This window comes from Meiothermus ruber DSM 1279 (genome assembly GCF_000024425.1).
GTDB lineage: Bacteria > Deinococcota > Deinococci > Deinococcales > Thermaceae > Meiothermus > Meiothermus ruber.
In genome coordinates this window covers 947396-971668 of record NC_013946.1, presented here as the reverse complement: position 1 = coordinate 971668, position 24273 = coordinate 947396, and the positions used below count along the sequence as shown (strand labels likewise).

24 protein-coding genes and 1 riboswitch are annotated in these 24273 nt (G+C 62.6%); of the genes, 12 read left to right on the top strand and 12 right to left on the bottom strand.

Annotated features, from left to right (window positions below; all coding sequences use genetic code 11):
- The first annotated feature begins 88 nt into the window (after window positions 1–88).
- Window positions 89–1591, top strand: coding sequence for a murein biosynthesis integral membrane protein MurJ (murJ, locus tag MRUB_RS04970; RefSeq protein WP_013013265.1), 1503 nt, complete (start codon window positions 89–91; stop codon window positions 1589–1591).
- On the opposite strand, the gene hspR is transcribed toward murJ, so the two are convergent.
- Together hspR and MRUB_RS04960 are read right to left on the bottom strand one after the other, a co-directional pair.
- Window positions 1588–2319, bottom strand: coding sequence for a heat shock protein transcriptional repressor HspR, fused homodimer type (gene hspR, locus MRUB_RS04965; RefSeq protein WP_013013264.1), 732 nt, complete (start codon window positions 2317–2319; stop codon window positions 1588–1590). The genes murJ and hspR overlap by 4 nt on opposite strands.
- A gap of 153 nt (window positions 2320–2472) precedes the next feature.
- A complete protein-coding gene (locus tag MRUB_RS04960; protein ID WP_013013263.1) occupies window positions 2473–4206 on the bottom strand; it encodes an NAD-dependent malic enzyme in 1734 nt (577 codons plus the stop codon).
- A 172-nt stretch (window positions 4207–4378) separates the two neighbouring features.
- Between MRUB_RS04960 and MRUB_RS04955 the strand changes: the two genes are divergently transcribed.
- Window positions 4379–5368, top strand: coding sequence for a malate dehydrogenase (locus tag MRUB_RS04955; protein WP_013013262.1), 990 nt, complete (start codon window positions 4379–4381; stop codon window positions 5366–5368).
- 74 nt (window positions 5369–5442) lie between these two features.
- On the opposite strand, the gene MRUB_RS04950 is transcribed toward MRUB_RS04955, so the two are convergent.
- The gene (locus MRUB_RS04950; RefSeq protein ID WP_013013261.1) at window positions 5443–5958 is read right to left on the bottom strand and encodes a phosphoribosyltransferase; all 516 of its coding nucleotides are present in this window, start codon (window positions 5956–5958) and stop codon (window positions 5443–5445) included.
- Window positions 5959–6038: 80 nt separating this feature from the next.
- Entirely contained in the window at window positions 6039–7265 is a 1227-nt protein-coding gene (locus tag MRUB_RS04945; RefSeq protein WP_013013260.1) for an aspartate kinase, read from the bottom strand.
- A 189-nt stretch (window positions 7266–7454) separates the two neighbouring features.
- On the opposite strand from MRUB_RS04945, the gene MRUB_RS04940 reads away from it, so the two are divergent.
- The 3 genes from MRUB_RS04940 to MRUB_RS04930 are packed head-to-tail and all read left to right on the top strand — an operon-like array spanning window position 7455 to window position 8884.
- The gene (locus tag MRUB_RS04940) at window positions 7455–7766 is read left to right on the top strand and encodes a hypothetical protein (RefSeq protein WP_013013259.1); all 312 of its coding nucleotides are present in this window, start codon (window positions 7455–7457) and stop codon (window positions 7764–7766) included.
- 15 nt (window positions 7767–7781) lie between these two features.
- Window positions 7782–8120 (top strand): hypothetical protein, encoded by a 339-nt coding sequence (locus tag MRUB_RS04935; protein WP_013013258.1) that lies wholly within the window; start codon window positions 7782–7784, stop codon window positions 8118–8120.
- On the top strand, window positions 8117–8884 hold the full coding sequence (locus tag MRUB_RS04930; RefSeq protein ID WP_013013257.1) for a carbon-nitrogen hydrolase family protein: 768 nt from the start codon (window positions 8117–8119) through the stop codon (window positions 8882–8884). The genes MRUB_RS04935 and MRUB_RS04930 overlap by 4 nt, the downstream gene beginning before the upstream one ends.
- Here the strand turns inward: MRUB_RS04930 and MRUB_RS04925 are convergent.
- On the bottom strand, window positions 8851–9201 hold the full coding sequence (locus tag MRUB_RS04925; protein ID WP_013013256.1) for a hypothetical protein: 351 nt from the start codon (window positions 9199–9201) through the stop codon (window positions 8851–8853). The two genes, MRUB_RS04930 and MRUB_RS04925, sit on opposite strands and share 34 nt — an antisense overlap.
- Window positions 9202–9278: 77 nt before the next feature.
- Entirely contained in the window at window positions 9279–9668 is a 390-nt protein-coding gene (locus MRUB_RS04920) for a SaoD/DsrE family protein (protein WP_013013255.1), read from the bottom strand.
- A 155-nt stretch (window positions 9669–9823) separates the two neighbouring features.
- A riboswitch (adenosylcobalamin-variant (AdoCbl-variant) riboswitch) is annotated at window positions 9824–9895 on the top strand.
- Between the two features lie 175 nt (window positions 9896–10070).
- Here MRUB_RS04920 and nrdI point away from each other — a divergent pair.
- Genes nrdI through MRUB_RS04885 form a run of 7 tightly spaced genes read left to right on the top strand, consistent with a single transcriptional unit; the run spans window position 10071 to window position 18444 of the window.
- Window positions 10071–10451 carry a class Ib ribonucleoside-diphosphate reductase assembly flavoprotein NrdI gene (nrdI, locus tag MRUB_RS04915; protein ID WP_013013254.1) on the top strand — a complete coding sequence of 127 codons (381 nt, stop codon included), beginning with the start codon at window positions 10071–10073 and terminating at the stop codon, window positions 10449–10451.
- Complete coding sequence (nrdE, locus tag MRUB_RS04910) at window positions 10414–12489, top strand: class 1b ribonucleoside-diphosphate reductase subunit alpha (protein ID WP_013013253.1); 2076 nt, start codon at window positions 10414–10416, stop codon at window positions 12487–12489. Before nrdI ends, nrdE begins: the two co-directional genes overlap by 38 nt.
- A gap of 10 nt (window positions 12490–12499) precedes the next feature.
- Entirely contained in the window at window positions 12500–13789 is a 1290-nt protein-coding gene (nrdF, locus tag MRUB_RS04905) for a class 1b ribonucleoside-diphosphate reductase subunit beta (protein WP_013013252.1), read from the top strand.
- 16 nt (window positions 13790–13805) lie between these two features.
- On the top strand, window positions 13806–16058 hold the full coding sequence (gene metE / locus MRUB_RS04900; protein WP_036199901.1) for a 5-methyltetrahydropteroyltriglutamate--homocysteine S-methyltransferase: 2253 nt from the start codon (window positions 13806–13808) through the stop codon (window positions 16056–16058).
- On the top strand, window positions 16055–16465 hold the full coding sequence (locus tag MRUB_RS04895) for an acyl-CoA thioesterase (RefSeq protein WP_013013250.1): 411 nt from the start codon (window positions 16055–16057) through the stop codon (window positions 16463–16465). Before metE ends, MRUB_RS04895 begins: the two co-directional genes overlap by 4 nt.
- Window positions 16466–16478: 13 nt before the next feature.
- The gene (gene cbiB, locus MRUB_RS04890) at window positions 16479–17381 is read left to right on the top strand and encodes an adenosylcobinamide-phosphate synthase CbiB (RefSeq protein ID WP_013013249.1); all 903 of its coding nucleotides are present in this window, start codon (window positions 16479–16481) and stop codon (window positions 17379–17381) included.
- A 58-nt stretch (window positions 17382–17439) separates the two neighbouring features.
- The gene (locus tag MRUB_RS04885; RefSeq protein ID WP_013013248.1) at window positions 17440–18444 is read left to right on the top strand and encodes a pyridoxal phosphate-dependent aminotransferase; all 1005 of its coding nucleotides are present in this window, start codon (window positions 17440–17442) and stop codon (window positions 18442–18444) included.
- Here MRUB_RS04885 and MRUB_RS04880 read toward each other — a convergent pair.
- From MRUB_RS04880 to MRUB_RS04855, 6 genes are all read right to left on the bottom strand, one after another.
- Entirely contained in the window at window positions 18441–19106 is a 666-nt protein-coding gene (locus MRUB_RS04880) for a V-type ATP synthase subunit D (RefSeq protein WP_013013247.1), read from the bottom strand. The genes MRUB_RS04885 and MRUB_RS04880 overlap by 4 nt on opposite strands.
- Window positions 19107–19186: 80 nt before the next feature.
- Complete coding sequence (locus MRUB_RS04875; RefSeq protein ID WP_013013246.1) at window positions 19187–20587, bottom strand: V-type ATP synthase subunit B; 1401 nt, start codon at window positions 20585–20587, stop codon at window positions 19187–19189.
- A gap of 10 nt (window positions 20588–20597) precedes the next feature.
- Window positions 20598–22337 carry a V-type ATP synthase subunit A gene (locus MRUB_RS04870; protein ID WP_197057647.1) on the bottom strand — a complete coding sequence of 580 codons (1740 nt, stop codon included), beginning with the start codon at window positions 22335–22337 and terminating at the stop codon, window positions 20598–20600.
- Between the two features lie 29 nt (window positions 22338–22366).
- Window positions 22367–22687: a V-type ATP synthase subunit F gene (locus MRUB_RS04865; RefSeq protein ID WP_013013244.1), complete on the bottom strand. Its 321-nt coding sequence runs from the start codon at window positions 22685–22687 to the stop codon at window positions 22367–22369.
- On the bottom strand, window positions 22684–23712 hold the full coding sequence (locus MRUB_RS04860) for a V-type ATPase subunit (RefSeq protein WP_043956428.1): 1029 nt from the start codon (window positions 23710–23712) through the stop codon (window positions 22684–22686). The genes MRUB_RS04865 and MRUB_RS04860 overlap by 4 nt, the downstream gene beginning before the upstream one ends.
- Window positions 23672–24238, bottom strand: coding sequence for a V-type ATP synthase subunit E (locus MRUB_RS04855; protein WP_013013242.1), 567 nt, complete (start codon window positions 24236–24238; stop codon window positions 23672–23674). Before MRUB_RS04855 ends, MRUB_RS04860 begins: the two co-directional genes overlap by 41 nt.
- Between the last annotated feature and the right edge of the window lie 35 nt (window positions 24239–24273).

The following is a 24273-nucleotide window of genomic DNA, read 5'->3' as shown; positions in this document are numbered from 1 at the left end:
TTGTGGGTGCTGTCTCTTACCAGCCTGTTCGGCCCAAAACGGAATGAGTCTGGTATAACCCTGGAAGTATTGGAGGCTCGAGCCCCTCATGTCACGCATCCTTCGCAACACCCTTCTGGTCATGGCCGGTACCCTCGCCAGCCGCCTGCTGGGCCAGGTGCGCCAGACCATCCTGACCAACCTTCCGCTCCCAGACACCACCAAGGATGCCTTCTGGGTGGCCTACCGCATTCCCAACCTGCTGCGCGAGCTGCTGGCCGAGGGGGCCATCCAGAACGCCCTGATTCCGGTGCTGACCGGCCTTCCGCCCGAAGAGGCCCGCACCTTCGCCCGGCGTTTTGGGGCCTTTCTGCTGGGGGTAAATCTGGTAATTCTGGGCCTGGGCCTGCTTTTCGCCCCTCAAATTGCCGGCGCGCTGTTGTGGCTGGCCGAGCTATCCCTGGCCCAGCCCAGCCCCCTGCGCGACCCGGCAGTGTTCGAGCAGTTGGTGCTGCTGATTCGTTTGGTGATGCCATTTTTGCTCTCGATCTCGATGGCCTCGCTGTTTTCCTCGATGCTGCAATCGGGCGAGCGCTTTGGCCTCACCAGCTTCAGCCCCGTGGCCTTCAACCTGGGCTCCATTGCCTTGATGCTGTTGTTTCCCAGCAGCATTGCGGCCCTGGGTCTGTCGGTTACGCTGGGGGGGGCGTTGCAAGCCCTGGTACAGCTACCCGCCCTCAAAGGCTATGGCCTCGAGTTCAGGTGGCATCCCGCCTTCCGCGCCGCCCTGGGCCGGATTGGCCCCTTCGCCTTCACCACCTCGGTGCGGCAGTTTTTGAACCTGGTTCTGCTGAGCATTCTGGCCGCCTACCCCACCGCCGCCGTGACGGGCTTTCAAAACGGCGAGCTGCTTTTCACCACCGCGCTGGGCCTGCTGGCGGTCTCACCGGCCATGGCCGCCTTTCCCCGGCTTTCCGCCCTGGCCGGCAACGGCGAGGTTAGCAAAGCCCGCGAGCTGCTCTTCCGCATCATGGCACGGCTTGCGGTGCCGCTGGCTTTCGCCTCGGCCATGCTGGTGGCTCTAGCACCTTGGATTGTGGGAACGCTTTACGCCTTTACCGACCACTTCTCTGAGGCCAACCGGGCCTATACCACCCAGACCGTGATGGCCCTGGGCTTTGCGCTCCTCCCCTGGGGCCTGAACCAGCTCATGCTGCGGGGCTTCTATGCCGTGGGGCAGGTGGGTCAGGCGGTTGGCGTGACGGCCACCATCGCCTTGCTAAATACCTTTGGCTACTGGCTGCTGCGGGAGCAGGGTTTGTTTGTGCTCAACCTGGCCACCGGGCTGGCGGGCTGGCTAGGCCTGGCGATCTACGCCCAGCGGCTACAGGTTTTTCAGATGGTACGCCCAGCCCAGGTATGGGGAATAACCGCCAGGGCCACGCTGGCCGCCGCCCCTGCGGGTGGGGTCGCCTACCTGGTGGCAGTTCAGTTTGGAGTCCCGGCCTTCTTTTTACACAACATCCTGCCCCTTGCCCTGGGGGGGTCGGCAGGCCTGCTGGTGTTTGTGGGGCTGGCCTATGCCCTGCGCCTGCCGCTCAAGCTGCGCTAACCCGCCGAGGACTTGGCTTTCTTCTGGTCGCTTTGGTCGCTTTTCTCCGGCTTTAGCTCGCGCAGAAGCGCCAGGCGCAGGCGGGCAATTTCGGACTCGAGCCGGTTTTGCTGGATATCCAGTTCATCGCGCAGGCGGATGATCTCCTCCACCCCGGCCAGGTTGACCCCCAGCTCCTGGGTCAGCCGACGAATCTCCCGCAGCTTTTCTACGTCCCGTTCGGAGTAGAGACGGGTTTTGCCAGAGGTGCGGCTGGGCGTGACCAGGCCCTCCCGCTCGTAGAGGCGTAGGGTCTGGGGGTGCATGCCCACCAGCTCCGCCGCCACCGAGATGATATAAACCGGCCGTTCTTTGTCGTCGGTTTTCTTGCTTTTGGACTCACCAGGGGGTGGCAGGGCCGGGGGCGTTTTGAGGGCCTCGAGCTTCTCCCCCAGCTCCTGCTTGAGCCGCTCGGCCTCCTCGCGAAACCGCTGCTCGAGCGCCCATAGCTCGTCGCGCAGTTTCATAATCTCCTCCACCCCGGCCAGGTTGACCCCCAGCTCCTGGGTCAGGCGGCGAATCTCCCGTAACTTCTCCACGTCCCGTTCGGAGTACAGCCGGGTCTTGCCCCCCGAGCGCTTGGGCTGAATGAGGCCCTTACGCTCATACAGGCGCAAAGTCTGGGGGTGCATATCCACCAGTTCGGCGGCAACCGAAATGATGTACACCGGACGGTCTTTCTTATCCATATATAAACAGGGCTAAAAGCCCTTGACGTTTTAAGTATACGAAAATCTGCCAGGTTTTATACCAGATTGGGTTAGCGCCTCGCCAACCAGCCTGTACCAATCTGCTTCGGGAATGGGGCGCGCTTTGCAAAGGCCGTGCTACAGCAGTCTGGGTTATCTGTTGTGGGCGGCGGGCTTATAAGGCAGATAGCGGGGCTGCCAGAAGCGCTCGGCCACATAGGCCTGGATGGCCTCCATACCCAGCCCCTTCAAGCGCTCCTCGCGGGCCAGCCCCTCCTTCATGGCCTGGCGGATCACCCTCGAGGCCACCAACTGGCTGACCTCGCGCAGTTCCGAGGTGGGGGGGTATATGCGGTCGGGGTGGTGCTGGCGGGTGTAGTCGTAGAGGGCGTAGGCCGCCTCGAGCACCATACCATCGGAGACTTCTTTGGCTTTGGAGAGCACCGTACCAAAGCCCAGGCCCGGAAACACAAAGGCATTGTTCCCCTGGCCGATTGGGTAAACCCGGCCATCCAGCTCCACCGGCGCAAAGGGACTCCCCGCGGCCACTAGAGCTTTGCCGCCCGTCCAGCGCAGGATTTCCTCGGGGATGGCCTCCGACGAGCTGGTGGGGTTGGAAAGGGGGAAGATAATGGGCTGCTCGGTGTTGGCCTGCATCGCCTGGACGACGGGCTCGGTAAACGAACCTGCCTGGCCCGACAGCCCCAGCAAAACCGTAATCCGGCCATTCACCACCGTTTCGTACAGGTTGGGGGCCTCCCCGGCGATGCGCCAGTCCTTGATCAGGGCTGGGTCTTTGGCGAACTTCTGCTTGTAGGCTTCCATGCTGCGGTTGCTGAGCAGCAGGCCCTTGGAATCCAGCACAAACAGGCGTTCCAGGGCCTCGGCCTCGGTCAGACCCTCGCGCATCAGGCCGTCGAGCAGGGCCTGGGCCACCCCAATGCCCCCGGCCCCAGCCCCATAGACCAGGATGCGCTGGTCAGAAAGGTTCTGGCCCTTGATCCGGCAGGCCGAGAGCACCCCGGCCAGCGTAACTGCGCCGGTGCCCTGGATGTCGTCGTTGAAGGAAGGGAGCACCTTGCGGTAGCGCTCGAGCACGGTAAAAGCCGTGTCCTTGCCGAAGTCCTCCCACTGCATGACCGCGTTGGGGTAGCGCTTGCAGAAAGCCTCCACAAAACGATCCATAAAGGCGTAGTACTCCTCGCCCGAGAGCCGGCGGTGCCGCACCCCCAGGTAGAGCGGGTCGTTGATGAGATCGGCGCGGTTGGTGCCCACGTCCAGCTCGATGGGCAGGGCCTTGTCGGGCCCCAGGCCGCCCGCCGCGGTGTAGATCGAAAGCTTGCCGATGGCGATGGCCATGCCCCCAAAGCCCTGGTCGCCAATGCCCAGAATGGCCGAGGAATCGGTGGCCACGGCCAGGCGCACGTCGTTGAGGGGCACGTTGGCCAGAGCCTGATCGATCTCGTGGATGTTGTCGGTGGAGGCCGTAAAGCCCCGCGGGTAACGGTAGATGTGCGAGAACTGCTTAACCGCCTCGCCCACCGTGGGCGTGTACAGAATGGGCAGCATCTCGCTCATGTGGTCTACAAACAGCGCGTAGAACAGCACCTCGTTGCGGTCTTGCAGGTTGCGCAAGAAGATGTGCTTTTCCAGGTCGTTTTCGATCAGGCGGTAGCGCCGGTAGTTGCGCTGCTTTTGCTCCTCGAGGCTGGTCACGTGCGGCGGCAGGAGGCCCTCGAGCTTGAGGGCTCTGCGCTCTTCGTGGGTGAAGGCGGTGCCCTTGTTCAGCAGGGGCAGCCCCAGCAAGAGCGAACCCTCGATAAAAGGCTCCAGATAGCGCTTGCCTCGCTCATCACGCTTCACATCGTAGTAGCGACTGACGGTCATGTAGGCAATGTTACGCCCACAGGGTATTTGCGGTCTAGAGCGTTGATTTGCTGAAACCCCTTCCCCAACCGGTGTAACTACCCCCAACCGCTGTCCTTCGACATTCGGCAGTGGTCGCGTTATTATCGTGGGCGGTAGAAATGGGCTGCGGCCCAACGAAAGGAGTTTTCAGATGAAACCCCCTGTACGTGTGGCAGTTACCGGTGCAGCCGGTCAGATTGGCTATAGTCTGCTGTTCCGCATTGCTGCGGGTGAGATGCTGGGCAAAGACCAGCCGGTGATTCTGCAACTGCTGGAGATCACCCCGGCCCTCAAGGCCCTGGGCGGGGTGATTATGGAGCTCGAGGACTGCGCCTTCCCCACCCTGGCCGGCATCGTTGCCACCGACGACCCCAACATCGCTTTCGGCGATGCCGATTACGCTTTACTGGTCGGGGCCATGCCCCGCAAGCAAGGCATGGAGCGCGCCGATTTGCTCCAGGCCAACGGCGCCATCTTTACCGCCCAGGGCCGGGCCCTCTCCGAGAACGCCCGCAAGCACGTCAAGGTGCTGGTGGTGGGCAACCCCGCCAACACCAACGCCCTCATCACCTACAAAAACGCCCCCAACCTCTCGCCGCGCCAGATCCACGCCATGACCCGCCTCGACCACAACCGGGCCATCTCCCAGCTCGCCGCCCGGCTTAAGGTACCGGTCAGCGAGATCAAGAAGATGACCATCTGGGGCAACCACTCCCTCACCCAGTACCCCGACCTATTCCACTGCGAGGTGGGCGGGCGAAACGCCTACGAGCTGGTAGGCGACCACGACTGGTACGCCAACACCTACATCCCCAAAGTGGCCAAGCGCGGCGCGGAGATTATCGAGGCCCGCGGGGCTTCCTCGGCGGCCTCGGCGGCCAGTGCGGCCATTGACCACATGCGCGACTGGGCCCTGGGCACCCCGGCGGGCGACTGGGTGAGCATGGCCATCCCCTCCGACGGTTCGTATGGCATTCCCGAGGGGCTGGTGTACAGCTACCCCTGCGTCTGCAAAGACGGCGACTTTGAAATCGTGCAGGGCCTGGAGATCAACGAGTTCAGCCGCAGCAAGATGGACGCCAGCGCCAAAGAGCTGGCCGACGAGCGCGACGCGGTGTTGCAGTTGGGGCTCATCAAGTAAGGCCTTGCAAAAGTGCGCTCGAGGGCCCATAGCAGGCCCTCGAGCCGCCTTTAAACTAGCAAATGGAGCCAGGCTCAGGCCTGGCTGGCCCCCTGGCCCAGCGTCGTCCAGCCCTGCACGGGGTCCCAGGGGTACACAATCCAGGCGTCGGTCTCGGCCGCGTAGTAGTCGGGGGCGTCACCGGGGAACTGGCTTTTTAGGGGTTTGTAGTGCAAGACCGCTACCCGCGGATGCCCTCCCGCCATCTTGATGCGCTCCCGCACCGCTACGGCGGTTTTGCCCGAGTCCCACACATCGTCCACAATCAAGACCCGTTTACCATAGAGCAGGCTATCCGAGGGGAACTGCAAGAACACCGGGTCTTTGATGGTCTCGCCCACATCGGTGTAAAACATCACCGCGGCGGTCAGGATATTGCGCTGGTCGGTGGCTTCCGAGACCAGACAGGCCGGAATCATGCCGCCCCGCGTGACCGCCAGAATGCAGTCGAAGTCGTTGGGGTTGAGCTGGCCCAGCAGCTTGGAGACCAGGTTGGTGATGTCCTGCCAGGTCAGGTACTGCTTGCCGGAGTAGTTGGCGGTTTCACTCATATGACCCCCGAAGCCGAGGAAAGATAGAAGGGGAAAGCAAAGTCAAGCCTCTTGGTTTCTCTTTCCCCTTTCCTCGCCTTTTACTTTTCCACCGGCTTATCCAGCTCGAAGGCGCTGTGCACCGCGCGCAGGGCGGCCTCGGCGAACTGTAGGGGGATGATGGCGGAGATGCGCACCTCGCTGGTGGCGATCATGTCGATGTTGGCCCCCACGCTCGAGAGGGCCTGGAACATGCGGGCCGGAATGCCGGGGGTCGAGGCCAGGGCCACGCCCACGATGGAGATTTTGCAGATGTCCCGCCTTAGCTGGGCCTCGCCGCCAATCTCGGCCAGAACCGGCTCGAGGGCCTCCATGGCCTCCTCGGCGAAGTCCTGGTTGACCGTGAAGGCCATCTGGGTGCGGCTGGCCTCGTGGCCGGGCACGCCCTGGATAATCATGTCCACCGCCACCCCCTTGCGGGCCAGGGCCTCAAAGACCCGCGCGGCGATACCGGGCCGGTCGGGGATGCCAACCAGGCCAATCTGGGCAATTTCATCGTCGAGGGCTACCCCCGTCACTGGGCGATCGAGTTCCATTCCATCCTCCGTAACAATGGTGCCAGGGTTGTAGGAAAAGCTGCTGCGCACGTGGATTTTCACCCCATAGCGCTTGCCGTAGTAGACCGACCGGGGGTGCAGCACCCGCGCCCCCAGGGCGGCCATCTCCAGCATCTGATCGTAGCCGATGCGGCTCAGCTTCTGGGCCTCGGGAATGGCGTGGGGGTCGGTGGTGTAGACCCCTTCGGTGTCGGTAAAAATCTCGCACTCCTGGGCTCCCAGGGCCGCGGCCAGGGCTACGGCGGTGGTATCGGAACCGCCCCGACCCAAGGTGGTCAGCTCGCCTTCCGGGGTGGTGCCCATAAAACCCGCCACCACCGCCACCTCCCCCCTATCCAGGGCCTGCTGGATGAGGGTGGGCTCCACCCGCAGGATGCGGGCGTCGCCGTAGCGTCCGTCGGTGGTGATGCCAATCTGGTGCTGGGTAAAACCCCGCGCGGGGATGCCCATGGCGTGGAGCTGCATTGAAAGCAGGGCCACCGACTGCTGCTCGCCGATGGTGGTGAGCATGTCGAGCTCGCGCTGAGGCGGGCGTTTGTTGACCCGCCTGGCCAGGGCGATCAGCTCGTCGGTGGTGCGGCCCATGGCCGAGACCACCACGGCAATCCGGTGTCCCTTCTCGAGGTAGTGGTGGATGCGCTGGGCCACCTTGTGGATGCGCTCGAGGTCGCCCACGCTGGTTCCGCCGTATTTTTGCACGATAAGGGCCATAGCTAGCAAAGAATGCTAACATGCCCCATGCCGATAGCCAATAGTAAAAGCTTCCCAACCAGTTTCTGGGAAAGCCCCGGGCAAAACACCGCTAAAAGCGGTAAGCTAGGTTACCCTGGGGTGGCCTTACCCCAAGCGAGAGGTGGTTTGTGCTGCAAAATCGCAGCAACCTCGAGGATAGGTGCGAATATGGCGAACAAAGCAACGGATAAACCCAGCAAGGAGCCCTTTGCAGGTGCCTACTTTGTAGGCCTGTTCATCACCCTGGGCTTGCTGATCGTGGTCGTCGCGGTAGGGGCCGGTATGCCGCCGGCGCTCTCGGGCTTTCTGGTGGCCCTGCTGCTGGGCCTGACGGTGAACCCCAAGTACGCCCTGGGCTTTCTGAGCGCCGGGGTGCTGGCGACCCTCCTGGGGTTTGCCGGGCAGGAGCCGCAGGTGGCCTGGGGCGGTCTGGGGCTTATCCTGTCCAGTTTGGTTGTCTGGCGCTTTATCAAGTCCTGACAGCTGGAGGGTGGGTTGCGCGGATTCCTCCCACGTCTGCTGGCCCCTGACCGGCTGGCCCGCACCCTCATCTACGCCGGGATCGCCGGCTTTATCTGGTTTTTTTTCCTTCAACCCAGCCCCTTTGGCACCACCCTTTCCGTAACTACCCTGGTGGGGGCCGGACTGGTGCAGTACGGCAGCGGCAAACCCTTTGTGATCCCCCTGTACGTCTACGTGCTGGCAGCCCTGATCCTGGTACAACTGGCCGGGCTGGCCCTGGGGGTGGGCGGCCAGGTGGGTGCTGCGCTTTTGGGCGGGGCCCTGGGGCTGGGCCTGCCTTATCTGGCTTACCGTTTACAGGAGAAAGCATGAAGGTTGCCCTGGTTCACCTAGCCACCCTCGAGACCCCCGAGGCCACGCTGCAAAAGGCCCTCGAGCTCCTTTCGCAAGCCCACCAGCAAGGCGCAAAGGTGGCCGTACTGCCCGAGCTCTTCCCCAGCGGCTACCGCTTCGCCGACGCCGCCTTTACCCCCAGCGTGCTGGCCCGGCTCGAGCAGTTCTGCGCCCAGACCGGTCTGAGCGTGGTGGCCGGGGTGCTGGAGCAGGCCGGCCCGCGCCACGCCAACCGGGCCAGGGTGGTGGGGCCGGCTGGGGTGCTGGCAACCTACACCAAAACCCACCTGATCCCCGCTTTCGGCGAGCCCGAGACCATGATTCCGGGACAGGAGCTGGTTACGCTCGAGCTGGAGGGTTTCAAGGTGGGCCTCGCCATCTGCTTCGACCTGCGCTTCCCCGAGCTCTTCCGCGTCTATGCGCTGCAAGGCGTCAACCTGTTCCTGATTCCTTCGGCCTGGCCCAAGAGCCGCGGCTACGCCTGGGAGCTTTTCTGCAAATCCCGCGCCGCCGAAAACCAGGCCTACCTGGTGGCCGTTAACCACGCCGAAAACCCCTTCGGGGCGGCCAGCCTGGCCGTGGACCCCCTGGGCCAGGAGCTGCTGCGGGTCGAAGCTGAGGGCCTTGGGCTGGTCGAGCTAGACCCGGCCTTCCCGGCCCGGCTGCGCCAGGAGTTCCCGGTCTTTCCCCAGCGCCGACCCGAGCTGTATCAGGGCCTTCTGAAAAGCCCCACCAGCAAATAAACCACCGCCCCCAGCATCAGGCCCTCGCCCCAGGCTGGGAAGTAAGGCCACAGCATCTGCAGCTCGAAACGCCCTGCAAAAAGCAGCGGCCAGGGCAGCAGGGCCCAGGCCAGCCCGTACTGCCGGTAGCCCACCGCCAGCAAAAAAGCCAGCCCCACCCCCCGCAGATAGAACAGCCAGCCCTGCCCCAGCTCGTTTTGGTAGATAAACCACAGCAGGTTGAGCCAGACCCCCACCACCCCCCAGGCCCAGCCAAACCGGCGCACCCAGGCGGCGCCCGCCCACCACAGCCCCAGCGCAATCAATCCATCCAGCATCGAGGGGTTATTCTACGCCCTGTCCGGTCAGTTGCTCGAAGCCCTCGAACAACGGGAGGCGGCCTCCCGTGAGGTGCTCAAAGCGTGATGATCTGATCCGGCGGGTTGGAGGCCAGGGCGGCGTACAGATCGGGGAAGCAGCCCACCTGCACCCCCGGTACGGTTCCCTGTGGATTGCAGGCAGCCGGACTGGTACGGCCCTCGCACCAGCGGGGCTGCCCTGTAGCCAGGCCCCGCTCGAGCGCGCACATATCGCACATCATCAGCAAAATGCCCTCCGCTTCAGCCAGCCGGGCCAGCCGCTCACCCACGGCATCCCCCTGGCGCAGGATGTACACGTTGTCGTCGAAGAAGAACATCCCCACCACCTCCACCCCGTGCGTGCCAGCCTCGAGCTGGGGCAATATCATCTGGCCCAGCTTGTAGCTGGCGGCTCGAGGATGAGCAAACACATACGCCACCTTCATAACCTCACCCGTTGCCCTTTGATTCAGTTTCATAATCACAATAATGATAATGCATTATCAATAAATGGCAAGCCGCACGCGGTTGGGTATCTGGACGAAATGAAACAACATATAGTATGCTTCTCCGCAGAAACCACAAAATGTGGTTTCTGGGTTCAAAGACAGGGGAAGTGCGGTGCAATTCCGCCGCTGTCGCGCAACGGTTATAGCCCGAATGCCTGCTTTGAGTCCTCATCGCTCGCCTCCGCGCAAGGGGCGGAAAGGATGGTCTGAATGAGTCTTCCCATACAAACAGGTAGCGGCTAGACCTTTGGCATCTGCTCTGCTGGTCAACCTTCCTTAATCCAGGACAGAATCCTTTGTCTTGCAAGGCGGCTTTTGCATTTGCAGAGGGAGGCTCTTTTGCTAGTCGTCTACACCTCCAAGACCGGCAACGTCGCCCGCTTTGTCGCCCGGCTGGGCCTGCCGGCCCTGCGCCTTGGCGACGGCACGGAAAAAATCGCCGAACCCTGCCTGCTCATCACCTACACCACCGGCTTCGGCCAGGTTCCCCCGGAGGTGCTGAGGTTCGTTGAAAACAACCGCCACCTGATCGTGGGGGTGGCGGCCAGCGGCAACCGCAACTGGGGGGCTAACTTTGCCCGGGCCGCCGACCTGCTGGCCGAACGCTACGGGATTCGCGTGATCCACAAGTTTGAACTATCCGGTACTGCAAGGGATATAGAGATCATCAAGGAGGCCATCCATGCGCTATCTGGAACTGAACAGTGCGCTGTTGCATAAGAAAAACGGCTTTTTCCAGCTCGAGAAAGACCTCGAGGCAGCCCAGGCCTTCGAGGAGGAGGTGCTGCTGCGGCTGCGGCGGTTCTCAGATCCGCTGGAGCGCTTCCAGGCGCTGATCCAGGAGGGCTACTACGAGGATTTCTTCGCTCGGTATGAGGCGGCCGACCTGTTGCGGCTTTACCGCCTGGCCGAAAGCTACCCCTTCCGCTTCCAGAGCTTCATGGCGGTCTCCAAGTTCTACAAGGACTACGCCCTCAAAAGCGACGACAAGAAGCTCTACCTGGAGCGCTACTTTGAGCGGGTACTGGCGGTGGCGCTGCACCTGGGGCAGGGGGATGTGCAAAAGGCCGAGGCCTATGTCCGGGCCATGATGGAGCAGCGCTACCAGCCCGCCACCCCCACCTTCCTGAACGCGGGGCGGGCCCGGCGGGGCGAGCTGGTCTCCTGCTTTCTGCTGGAGCTCGACGACTCCCTCAACTCCATCGGCTACAACCTGAACGCGGCCATGCAGCTCTCCAAGATCGGGGGCGGGGTGGCCCTCAACCTCTCCAAGCTGCGGGCGCGCGGGGAGCCCATCAAGGGGGTGGCCCACGCCGCCAAGGGGGTGGTGCCGGTGGCCAAGCTGCTGGAGGACGCTTTCAACTACGCCGACCAGATGGGCCAGCGCAAGGGGGCCGGGGCGGTCTACCTGAACATCTTCCACTGGGACGTGGAGGAGTTCCTCGACACCAAGAAGATCAACGCCGACGAGAAAAGCCGCCTGCAAACCCTCTCGCTGGGCCTCTTGGTGCCGCAAAAGTTCTTCGACTTGGCCGAGGCCGGGGAGGATTTTTACGTCTTCGCGCCCTACTCGGTCTACCGGGCTTTCGGCGAACACCTCGACGATATGGACCTCGACCGGATGTACGAGGCCCTGGTCGCCCACCCCGAGGTCAAGAAACGGCCCCTCTCGGCCCGCCAGATGCTCACCCGGATCGCCCAGACCCAGTTCGAGTCGGGCTACCCCTATATCGTCTACCGCAGCAACGCCAACCGCCAGCACCCCCTGAAAGCCCTGGGCCAGATCAAGATGTCCAACCTCTGCACCGAGATCTTCCAGCTCCAGACCCCCACCCTGGTGGGGGACGCCGGGGAGGTGGTGGAGGCGGGCTTCGATATTAGCTGCAACCTGGGCAGCCTGAACATCGTGAACGTGATGGAGCAGCAGAACCTGGCCGAGAGCGTGCACACCGCGATGGACGCCCTTACCGCGGTCAGCGACGCCAGCGCGGTGCGGCAGGTGCCCGGGGTCTGGCGGGCCAACCAGGCCTTCCACTCGGTGGGCCTGGGGGTGATGAACCTGCACGGCTTCTTGGCCAAAAATCAGATCCGCTACGAGTCCGAAGAGGCCCGCGACTTCGTGCGCAGCTTCTTCGCGGCGATGAACTACTACAGCCTGGAGCGCTCCATGGAGATCGCCCGCGAGCGGGGGCAGACCTTCCACGGCTTCGAACAAAGCGAGTACGCCAGCGGGCGGTACTTCGAGAAGTACCAGGAGGACTTCCGGCCCCGGACGGAGACGGTGCGGAAGCTCTTCGAGGGCATCCCCCTGCCCAGCCCCGCGGACTGGGCCCGCCTGAAGGAAGCGGTAGAGCAGCACGGCCTCTACCACGCCTACCGGCTGGCGGTGGCCCCCACCGCCTCCATTAGCTACATCCAGAACGCCACCCCTTCCATCCAGCCCATCGTGGAGCACGTGGAGACCCGCACCTACGGCAACGCCACCACCTACTACCCCATGCCCTTCCTCTCGGAGGAGACCTACTGGTTCTACAAGTCGGCGTACCACATGAACATGTACCGGGTGATCGACCTGGTGGCCGAGGCCCAGCAGCACGTGGACCAGGGCATCAGCACCGTCCTATTCGTGACCAGCGAGACCAGCACCCGCGAGCTGGCCCGGCTGTATGTGTACGCCGCCAAGAAAGGTTTGAAGAGCCTGTACTACACCCGCACCAAGAACCTCAGCGTGGAAGAATGCCTGACCTGTGCGGTTTGAAGGAGCCAAGATGTCACAGAGCCTATCCGTTCTATCCGCCGTCAACTGGAACCGTCCGGACGACGGCTACACCAAGATGTTCTGGGATCAGAACGTGCGGCAGTTCTGGGTGGACGAGGAGATCCCCCTGGCCGACGACAAGCTGACCTGGATGACCCTTTCCCGCGAAGAGCAGCGGGTCTACGAGCAGGTGCTGGCCGGGCTGACCCTGCTGGACACCGTGCAGGGCAGTGTGGGGATGCCCCTGCTGTCGCAGCACATCGAAAGCCTCCAGGCCAAGGCCGTGATGGGCTTCATGGGGGCCATGGAGCACATGCACGCCAAGAGCTACAGCAGCATCTTCTCCACCCTCTGCACCAGCGAGCGCATCGCGGAGCTTTTCGACTGGGTGCGCAGCGAGCCGGTTCTGCAGGAGAAGCAGACCTTCGTGCACCGCCGCTACCTGGGGGTGCAGGACGAGCAGAGCCTGTACCTGGGCCTGGCGGCCAGCGTGCTGCTGGAGTCGTTTCTGTTTTACTCCGGGTTTTTCTATCCTTTGCTCTTAGCCGGGCAGGGCCGGATGACCAGCTCGGGGGAGATCATCAACCTGATCATCCGCGACGAGAGCATCCACGGGGTGTATGTGGGCCTGCTGGCCCAGGAGGTGTACGCCGGACTGCCGGAAGCCCAGCAGAAAACCGCCCGCGAGGGGGTGTACAGCATGCTGGAGCACCTGGCGGGGCTGGAGGAGCGCTACAGCCGGATGCTCTACACCCCGTTGGGGCTCACGGAGGCGGTGGTCACCTTCTCCCGTTACAACGCCGATAAGGCCCTGATGAACCTGGGACTGGAACCTTACTTCGGCGTTTCCGCCGAGGCGGTCAACCCGGTGGTGCTGGCGGGTCTTTCCACCCATACCAAGAACCACGACTTCTTCTCCACCAAAGGCAACGGGTATGTGAAGGCCATCCGGGTGGAGCCCATCCAGGACGAGGACTTTATCTTCGAGGGCCTGGCCCCCGAGTACCAGCCCGTGGTCAAGCGGGATGGGCGGGTGGTGCCCTTCGACGAGCTGCGCATCGTGCGGGCGGTGGAGAAGGCCGGGGCGGCCACCGGGGTGGCCCTGGACCCGGGGGTGATCGAGCGGCAGGTGCTGGGCCCCATCAAGCGCAAAGCCCGGCAGCAGCGGCTCCATATCGAAGAGATTCAGAACCTGGTGGAGGAGGGCCTGATGAAAAGCTACCCGGCGGTGGCCCGGGCCTACATCCTGTACCGGGAGGAGCGGGCCAAAGCACGCCGAGACCAGCCCTATGGTTGCTAAGTCACACGGGAGTTTTATGAAAGTCGGTAACCTGGGATTTCCCCGAATTGGAGCCAAGCGGGAGCTCAAATGGGCACTCGAGGGCTATTGGCAAGGCAAAATCGATGAAAACGAGCTACGTTCAAGAACCGCCTCGCTACGTCTAAAACACTGGAGACTGCAGCAAGAACACGGTGTAACCTGTCCTCCTAGCAACGATTTCTCTTTGTACGACCATGTGCTGGACGCAGCCTGGATGGTGGGGGCAATCCCAGAGCGCTTCAATCCAGAACCCTCACTATCCAACTATTTTGCCATGGCACGCGGCCTCAAAGAGCAGCCCCCCTTGGAAATGACCAAGTGGTTCGACACCAACTACCACTACCTGGTTCCCGAGTTTGAGGCTGGAATGCGCTACAGTCTCACCGACCCTAAGGTGTTGAACGAGTTCAAAGAGGCCTTAGCACAAGGTATACACACCCGTCCAGTGCTTTTGGGGCCCGTTACCTTGGTTTGGTTGGGTCGCCACATAAAAGTGGAGCCGGAAGATGTGCTTGCAGGTATTCTTCCTGTCTACGTTCAGGTGCTGGACTCTCTGGGAGAATTAGGCGCCCAATGGGTACAGATGGATGAACCACTGCTAGGCCTCGAGCTCTCCCCCCGCCAAGTGGAAAGCTTCCGTCAAAGCTATGCCTACCTTGCCCAGCACCGGAAGCCCCACTGGCCCCGCTGCCTTCTAGCCAACTACTTTTCTCCTCTACGCGAGAATCTCGGTTTGGCCTTAGAACTGGGCTGCCAAGGCCTACACCTTGATCTGGTACGTGGCGCAGAGGATTTCGAACCCGCACTGGCCGAAGTGCCATCGGGAATGGTTCTTTCTCTGGGATTGGTGGATGGGCGCAATGTGTGGAGAACCGATCTGGCTAAGGCCCAGGCTTTGCTTGAAAAAGCCCAGGCCAGGCTTGGTACAGATCTTCTCGAAGTCGCGCCCTCCTGCTCCTTGCTATACGTGCCCTACGATCTAAGGCTCGAAACCCAACTAGACCCCAGGCTCAAATCCTGGTTGGCCTTTTCCGTTCAAAAGCTGGATGAACTCACCCTCCTAGCCCAAGGCATACCTCCTGAAGTAAGAGCGGAAAGCCAGCGAAGCCTGGAGGAACGCAGGAACTCTCCTGTGGTTCAAAATCCCGAGGTGCGCCGGCGGCTAGCCCAGATACGGCCCGAGGATTACCAGCGGCGAAGCCCCTTTGACAAACGCTGGCCTCGTCAGCAAGAGCATCTGCGCCTACCCACCTTCCCCACCACGACCATAGGCTCTTTTCCTCAGACAGCTGAGCTACGTCTTGCACGAGCCGCATTAAGGGAAAAGCGGCTTTCAGAGGAAGCCTATCAAAGTTTGTTAAGAGAACAGATCGCCCAAGCAATTGACTTTCAGGAAGAAATCGAACTGGATGTATTGGTGCATGGTGAGCCCGAACGCAGCGATATGGTGGAGTATTTTGCCGAGCAGTTAGAGGGCTTTGCCATCACCCAGCATGGTTGGGTGCAAAGCTATGGCTCTCGAGCGGTCAAACCCCCCATCATCTATGGAGACGTGCACCGCAGTGCTCCCATGACAGTCCATTGGATTGGTTATGCACAGTCCCTCACATCTAAACCTGTTAAGGGAATGTTGACGGGGCCATTAACCTTAATGAAGTGGTCTTTTGTACGAGATGATCAGCCTCTTCAAGACACCTGTACCCAGATTGCCCTGGCCTTACGAGACGAAGTAAAAGACCTCGAGGCTGCAGGAATCCGGGTAATTCAGGTAGACGAACCCGCTTTGAGGGAAGCGGCCCCTTTGCGCCCAAAAGACTGGCCTGAATATTTCGACTGGGCAGTCAAGTGCTTTCGTCTTGCCACATCCGGGGTAGCCGATGCCACCCAAATCCACAGCCACATGTGCTATTCAGACTTTAACTCCATTATTTCATACATTGCTGCCATGGACGCTGATGTGATTTCCATTGAGGCTGCTCGTTCACAAATGGAGTTATTGGAAGCGTTTGGAGAGGGGCGCTACCCTAACCACATCGGTCCAGGGGTCTACGACATCCACTCCCCTCGAATACCCTCGGTCGAGGAGATAATCCAGTTATTGAAAAAAATTGAGCGTTATATTCCCCTTGAGAAGATATGGGTCAATCCCGATTGTGGCCTCAAAACCCGAAGCTGGGCAGAGGTGCGCGTCGCTCTAAAAAACATGGTTCTAGCAGCACAAGCAATGCGTGCAAGAGGTGAGCAATGAGTTCCTCGGCCAAGCGAGAGCTGACCCGCACCGTACACTTGGTGCGCCCCCCCGACTGCAACCACTACGGCAACCTGTATGGGGGCACGGCCATGGCCTGGATGGACGAGGCCGCGTTTGTGGCCGCCACCCGCTATGCGCGCTGTAAAGTGGTCACGGTACACACCGACGCCATCGACTTTCATCATCCGGTTCCTCAAGGCTCGATTGTGGAGTTGGTGGCCTGGGTCACCTCGGTTGGGCGTAGTTCCATGCGGCTCGAGGTGGAGATGTGGGTGGAACCCATCGACAAGGAGGAGCGCATTCTGGCCTGCCGGGCCGGTTTCGTCATGGTGGCCCTGGGTGAGGATGGGCGGCCCAAAACCATTCGCAATCAGGACGCCCTCGCACCGCGCACAGCAAAATAGCCTCCAAGGTCGCATGGCGGTTATTCTGGCCCTACTCCTGGACTGGTTTTTCCGCGAACCCCCCGCCCGGCTGCACCCGGTGGTCTGGATGGGAACCTATCTGAAGACGGTAGGCAGCAACCTCATCGCCCATCCTCCCATCAAAGCCTTTCTATTGGGTAGCTTTTACTGGCTCCTGGGGTGTGGCGCGGTCCTTGGGGTGTATGCTGGCCTCGAGGCTCTAATCGCCAGGGCAGGCGAGGGGGCTGGGGCCATCCTGGCTGCTCTCCTGCTCAAACCCCTTTTTGCCCTTCGAATGCTTCTGGATGAGGTGGTTGCGGTGGAGGAGGCTTTGCAAAGAAACCTCGAGGCCGCCCGGCTGCGCCTGCGCAACCTGGTCAGCCGCCCCACCGAGTCCTTATCGGAAAGTGAGGTACGCGAAAGCGCCCTGGAAAGCCTGGCCGAAAACCTCAACGACTCCCTGGTAGCCCCGCTTTTCTGGTTCGTGCTGCTAGGTCTGCCAGGGGCCGCCCTATACCGCTTTGCCAACACCGCCGACGCCCTGTGGGGGTACCGAGGCCGCTGGGAATGGGCGGGTAAGTTCGCCGCCAGGGCCGACGACCTCCTTAACTACATCCCAGCCCGTATCACCGGCCTGTTGCTATGCGGCCTGGCTTGTCCCTGGAAAACCCTATCCAGGGAAGCGCTCAAAACCCCCTCGCCCAACAGCGGCTGGCCCATGGCCGGCCTGGCCCTATGTCTGGGCCTGCGCCTGTCCAAGCCGGGTGCGTACACCCTGCACCCCAACGGGCGCGTTCCCACCACCCGCGACCTCCAGGCCGGGCTGCGCCGGGCTGCCTGGGTCGGCTGGGGTGCGGGGATTCTGGCCGGCCTGAGCACTTGGGTGGTGGGTAGGGGTATTCTGGGACTGTTCTAGATACGACTTGAGGATAGCCCACATAAACCGCCCTGGCTATCCTCCATAATCGTGGCACATGATCGACGACGTACTCACGCCCATTCATGGGGGCACCGATGCAGGCCCCGCCCCCCGCTACGACTTCTCCACCAACGCCAACAGCCTGGGCCCCGATCCCTACGCCCTGGCAGCCATCCAGGCCGCTGATCCCAGCCGGTACCCCGATCCCCTGTACACCCAACTGCACCAGGCCCTGGCCGCGTTTCATGGGGTGGCCCCTGAGCAGGTTGCGGTGGGAGGAGGCACCAGCGAAATCATCCACCGCCTGACACGCTGGCGCTATCTGCGCGGGCCCATGCTTATCTTTCCCCCTACCTTCAGCGAGTATGCCCGGGCGGCCCAGCCGGCCGAGCTACCCCTGCTGCGTGCTGCTGATGCCGAAAGCTTTTTGAGTCTGCTGCCCAGGGCCACCCTGGCCTTTTTATGCGTGCCCAACAATCCCACCGGCGAGATCTACACCTTTATCGAGGAAGCCGCCCACATCGCTGAGCAGTACCGTATTGCCCTGGTGCTCGACCTGGCCTACTACCACCTGCTGCCCAACCCCCCCGCCCTGCCGCCCAACGCCTGGCGGATGTACAGCCCCAACAAGGCCCACGGCCTTACTGGGGTGCGGGCTGGGTATCTGGTTGCGCCGCAAAGCCTGTTGCACTTCCGCAACCTGGCGCCCTCCTGGGTCGTGGGGGTGCATGGCGAGGCCTTCTTACAGGCCACCCTGCAGCCCAGCTCCCAGGGCTGGCTGGCCAGCACCCGCGAAGAACTATGGCGTCTGCGTAAGCAGCTCGCCAACGGGTTGCGTGCGCTGGGCCTCGAGGTGCAGGAAAGCCCAGCCAATTTTCTGCTGGTTAAAGTAGGCCGGGCCACCCTGGTAGCCCGGCGGTTGCGGTCGGAAGGCATCCGGGTGCGCGACTGCACCTCGTTTGGTCTGCCGGAATGGCTCCGGCTCTCGGCCCAGCCTGTCGAGGCTCAAGAAGCCCTGCTCGAGGCCCTGCCCCGCTGCCTGGAGGCAGCCCCCACCTAAAGCCCCGCGCCCTTCTCGATGTGCGCTGAGACGATGCCCTGCTCCTCGGCTTCGCGGGCCAGGATGGCGGCTTTGATGCGCTTGAGGGTGGTCACCTCTTCCAGGGCGCGCTGATCAAGGGTGTCGGTGATGAACTTGATCTGCTCGTTGATCTCGGGGATGGAGATCTGCTCCAGGGCGTTCACCCGGCGGTTGGTTTTCTTGATCTCCTCGCCGATTTTGCGCAGGCGGTTCTCGGTGTTGGCCACCGCGACAATGGCCTCGGCCAGGCGGCGGAAGGCTGTGGCGGCCTCGAGGGTCTTGGCACCCACCCCGATGGGGCTGAAGGACAGCCCACCCCCGGCCTCGGGGGCCGAGATGCGGGGCACCTTGACCCCATACAGGCTCTCCACCTCCATGTGCACCTCCAGGGGGGTGCTGGAGAGCGACTCCACCGCCTCGGGGGTGTCGAAGGCCTTGGCGATCAACAGGCTGAAGTAGGCCTCCTTGGCCGCGTCGTTGAGGGCCTCACGGGCTTTGAGCGAGTCCTGCACCAGAGCGAAAAACTCCCCAATCAGGGCATCCCGCTTGTTTTTGAGCAGTTCCACCCCCTGCAAGGCCAGCCGCTTCTGGTCGCGCTTGGCCAGCAGGGTTGAGCGTGTCGGTGAGACTTGTTCAGCCATAGTTAACCCCTAAAAGGCGTGGAAAGAGAAAGGTACGGTCGCATGCTTTTCTATTTTTCTCCTTCCCCGCCTTTCATGCTTTACGCCCCCACCAGCTCTTCCAGCTTGCCGGTCTTCTGGTGGTACTGCTCGATGTACTCGCGGCGGATGCGCTTGAGCTCGGAGGGCGGGAAGTCCGAGAGCAAAGCCCAGCCAATGTTGAGGCTCTCCTCAATGGAGCGTTCCTTCTGGCCCTGGTTGATGAACTTCTTCTCGAAGTTATCCGCAAAGCGCAGGTACTTCTTGTCCATCTCGGTGAGGGCGTCCTCACCGGTGATGGCCACCAGACGACGCAGGTTCACCCCGCGGGCGTAGGAGCTGAAGAGCTGGTCGGCCAGTTCCTTGTGGTCGGCGCGGGTCTTGCCCTTACCGATGCCGTTGTTCATCAGACGCGAGAGCGAGGGCTGCACGTTGATGGGCGGGAAGATGCCCTGCTGGGCCAGGTCGCGGGCGATGAAGATCTGGCCCTCGGTGATGTAGCCGGTGAGGTCGGGGATGGGGTGGGTAATATCGTCACCGGGCATCGAGAGGATGGGAATCTGGGTAACCGAGCCCTTCTTACCGTGCACCACACCGGCGCGCTCGTAGAGCGAGGCCAGGTCGGTGTACATGTAGCCGGGGTAGCCGCGGCGGCCCGGGATCTCCTCACGGGCCCCACCGATCTCGCGCAGGGCCTCGCAGTAGTTGGTCATGTCGGTGAGGATGACCAGCACGTGGTAGTCGTGCTCGAAGGCCAGGTACTCGGCGGCGGTCAGGGCCATGCGGGGGGTGAGCAGGCGCTCCACGGTGGGGTCGTCGGCTTTGTTGAGGAAGAGTACCGAGCGGGAGAGAGCCCCGGTGCGCTCGAACTCCTGCATGAAGTAGCTCACCTCGCGCTGGGTAATCCCCATCGCTGCGAACACCACCGCGAAGCCCTCGCCCTCGCCCAGCACCTTGGCCTGGCGGGCGATCTGGGCGGCCAGCTCGTTGTGGGGCAGGCCCGAGCCCGAGAAGATGGGCAGCTTCTGGCCGCGCACCAGGGTCATGTTGACGTCAATGGCGCTGATACCGGTCTGGATGAACTCCTCGGGCTTCTCGCGGGCCACCGGGTTGATGGGCGCACCGTTGATGGGCAGGCGCTTGTCGGCCACCACCGGGGGCAGGCCGTCAATGGGCTTGCCAATCCCGTTGAAGGCCCGGCCCACCATCTCCTTGGATACGCCCAGGCGGGCCACGTCTTCCACCAGCGATACCGTGGTGCGCTCGAGGTTCAGCCCCGAGGTCTCCTCGAAAACCTGCAAAACCGTGTACTGGTCGGAGACTTCAATCACCTGACCGCCGCGGATGCGGCCGGTGCCGTCGTCAATGTTCACAATGGCGCCGTAGGCCAGATCGGCGGCCCCCTCCAGGAACAAAAGCGGGCCGGAGACGTAAGTTACGGCGTTGTATTCTTTCTTGAGCATCAAAACCTCCTTACGCCTTGACCGCACCCAGGAAAGCGGTCTTGATCATCTGATCGAACTCGGCCTTGTAGGCGGGGAACTCCTCCTCGGGCACGTAGCGGGCCCGCCCGATTTTCTCGATCACCGGGTCGTTCAGGAAGTCCGCGATGGTCGCCCCTTTGGCCAGGGCCAGCTCGCCTTGCTTGTAGGCCGCCAGGATCATCTGCATGATGCCGTAGGCCTTGGCCATTGAGCAGCTCGCGTCCACCGGGTCAAAGCCGTTTTGCTGGAGGAAGTCTTCGCGGGCGATACGGCCAATTTCCAGGGCCAGCCGCTCGGCGTCCTGCAGAGCATCGGGGCCCACGAGCTGCACCACCTGTTGCAGTTCGGCCTCGCGCTGCAAGAGGGTGATGATCTGGGTGCGCACCTCGGGGTAGTCCGGGGCCACGTTCTCGCGGTACCAGGGCTCGAGGATGTTCAGGAACAGGGAGTACGAGCGGGCCCAGTTGATGGCCGGGAAGTGGCGGGCTCGAGCCAACTGGGCATCCAGGGCCCAGAAACCACCGGTAATGCGCAGGGTGGACTGGGTGACGGGCTCGGAGAAGTCACCGCCCGCCGGCGAGACCGCGCCGATCACCGAGACCGCGCCCTGCTCACCGGCCAGGGTGATCACCTTGCCGGCCCGCTCGTAGAAGCTGGACAGGCGCGAGGCCAGGTAGGGCGGGTAGCCTTCTTCGGCGGGCATCTCCTCCAGGCGCGAGGCGATCTCGCGCAGCGCCTCGGCCCAGCGGCTGGTGGAGTCGGCCATCAGCGAGACCTTGTAGCCCTGGTCGCGGAAGTACTCGGCCAGGGTGATGCCGGTGTAAAGGCTGGCCTCGCGGGCCGCCACCGGCATGTTGGAGGTGTTGGCCACCAGGATGGTGCGCTCCATCAGGGGGCGGCCGGTCTGGGGGTCTTCCAGTTCGGGAAACTCCACCAGCACGTCGGTCATCTCGTTGCCGCGCTCGCCGCAGCCCACATACACCACGATGTTGGCATCCCCGTACTTGGCGATGGACTGCTGGGTAACGGTCTTACCCGAGCCGAAGGGGCCGGGGATGGCCGCCGTACCCCCGGCAGCCAGGGGGAAGAGCACGTCCAGGATGCGCATCCCGGTCAGGAAGGGCTGGTTGGGGTCGAGCTTGCGGGTGAAGGGGCGGGGCTTGCGCACCGGCCAGAAGTGGGCCAGACGCAGCTTGGTGCCGTCCTCGAGCTCGGCGATGGTATCGTCGATGGTGTACTGCCCGGCCTCCACAATGTGCTTGATGCGGCCGGCCTTGTCGGGTGGCACCAGAATCTTGTGGGTGAAGCTGTACTCCGGCACGGTGCCCAGGATGTCGCCCCCTTTAACCTCGTCGCCCACCTTTTTCAGGGGGGTGAAGTCCCATTTGCGGGTGCGATCCAGCGACGAAACCTCGATACCCCGGCTGATGAAGATGCCCGACACCGCTTGGATCTTGTCCAGCGGGCGCAAAATCCCGTCGAAGATGCCGTTCAGTAGGCCGGGGCCCAGCTCGAGGGCCAGGGGCAGGCCGGTGGTCACCACCGGCTCACCCACCTTGAGGCCGTTGGTGTCTTCGTAGACTTGAATAAAGCAGGTGTTACCGTCCAGACGGATGATCTCACCCACCAACTTTTCGTGACCGACGCGCACGATGTCGTACATCTTGGCGCCTTGCAGGTTCTCGGCGATCACCGCCGGCCCTGCGATTTTTTTGATGGTTCCCACTATGTTCCTCCTTCGGAGGGCTGATAGCCAAACTACAGCTTGATGTCAAACCCAATCGTCTCGCGCACCAGCCGGCGCATGTAGGCCTTGGCATCGCCGCCACCGCTGAAGGTATCGAGCAGGTTGGGCAGCGAAAGCAAAACCGGCGCGCTGCGCCCGCGCATGGCCCGTTCGGCGGCCTTGTTGGGATCACTCAGCAGGCGCTGGTCTACCGCCACCAGCGCGTACTGGTTGGACTGAATCATCTCAACCAGCCTGAGGGCCGCTTCCTCGGGGGCCGCAACCACGGCCTCGAGGCCGGCCATGCGGTAGCCAGAAGCGGTTTCGGCATCGGTCAGCACCCCAATTTTCATGCGACCTCCTTCGCCACCGCATCAGCCGGCAGGTTGTAGTAGGCCCGCCGGGCCAAAAGGCGGATGCGCGCACCCTCCCACAGTTTTCGCTGGATGTAGTCGAGCACCAATCCACCCCCCAGGCTATCGGTGGCACCCGTGCTGGCTTTGGCGAGTAGAACCCTCCGGGAGGTGCGCTCGAGTTCCCCCAAGGTACGCACCCCCACCACAGGCGCCAGCGGGGTACCATTCAGCGCTTCCAGGGCCGCCAGATCCCCCGCTGCAATCCGACCAAAAACCGCCCGGCTCAGGTGCTTACCGCCTGGCACAAAGTAATTGTCCAGGTTGAGGTTGGCCGCGCCCAGGGCCTGCAGCTTGAAAGCGGTGGACAGGTTGGTGACATCCGCTTCCAAAGCGTAGAAGGCTGCAATAAAGTTCTGGCGTAGCTTCTTGGCCTTTTTGAAAGTAGCAGCAAAAAACTCGCGATCCAACGCGACCTCGAGGGCCAGCGGTTCAGGGTTACCAATCAGGGCATTGCGCAGCGCTTTGGCTAAAGGATGTCCGGGAAGCTGCAACACCTGGGCCATGCTGGTCGCATCGGGTGCCTGCAACATGGCGTTAAGGATGGGTTCCTTGAGGGTTCCCCCCACCAGCCCAGCCTTGATCTCCTCCGGGGCCTTGCCGCTCTGCTTGCCACGCAGAATGGCCTTGAGGTTGATCAGATCGGCCCGCAGCAGAGGCAGACTCACCAGCTCGCGCATCTCGCCCGATACCAGGGTTGGCAGATCGCCCACCGTGCGGGCAAGGTGGTTGGAAACCGCCCGATCCACATCGTCCAGGGTATCGCCCAGCAAGTCGGCACCGTAGACCGTTTCCGACAACAGACGTATGAATTCGGGGAAGGGTCGGCCCAAGGCTTGCTGAAAGAAAGACTCCGGAACCATCTGGCTTCGCCTCGAGCGCACCCGGGCGTTGAGATAGGCAAAGGCGTTACGGGTCAGCACACTACCCCCAAATAGCCCTGGCAGCCTTGGCGGAAAGCGCATCCCAGGCCCGCTCAAGGCGTTCGGTCAGGGCGTTCTGCACATACGAGCGCCCGCCCCGGGCCACCAGGCGCACCCCATCCCGGATGGCCTCATCGGCCCTGAGCTCCAGCCCCCGTGCCCGAGCCCAGTCGGCCAGCAAGGCGGTATGGGCCGGGTTGACCACCACCGCCTCGGCCTGCCCCAGCTCGGCCAGCGCCTCTTCGGCCAGCTTCTGGAGGGTATCGGCAAAACCCGGCTGCGCGGCCAGGTCTTGCAGGGCCCGCAGCGCTTCGGCCTTAACCTGATCCACCACCCGCCCTTTGGCCGCAATTCGGGCCTGGTTGACCAGCAGCTCCGCCGCGCTCTCGGCCCGGCGCAAAGCCGCGGCGTGTTCGGCCTCGAGCTGGCGTTCTTTGCTGGCCTTGAGGGCCTCGGCCTGCTGCGCAGCCTGGCTTAGAATCGACTGAACCTTTGCCTCGGCTTCGGAAGCAATGGCGCTGATCTCGGCGGCCACTTCACTTTGCAGAATGTCCTCGAGTTTTGACATTGGGCTCCTCTATAAGCTTCTTGCAGATAGCCAAT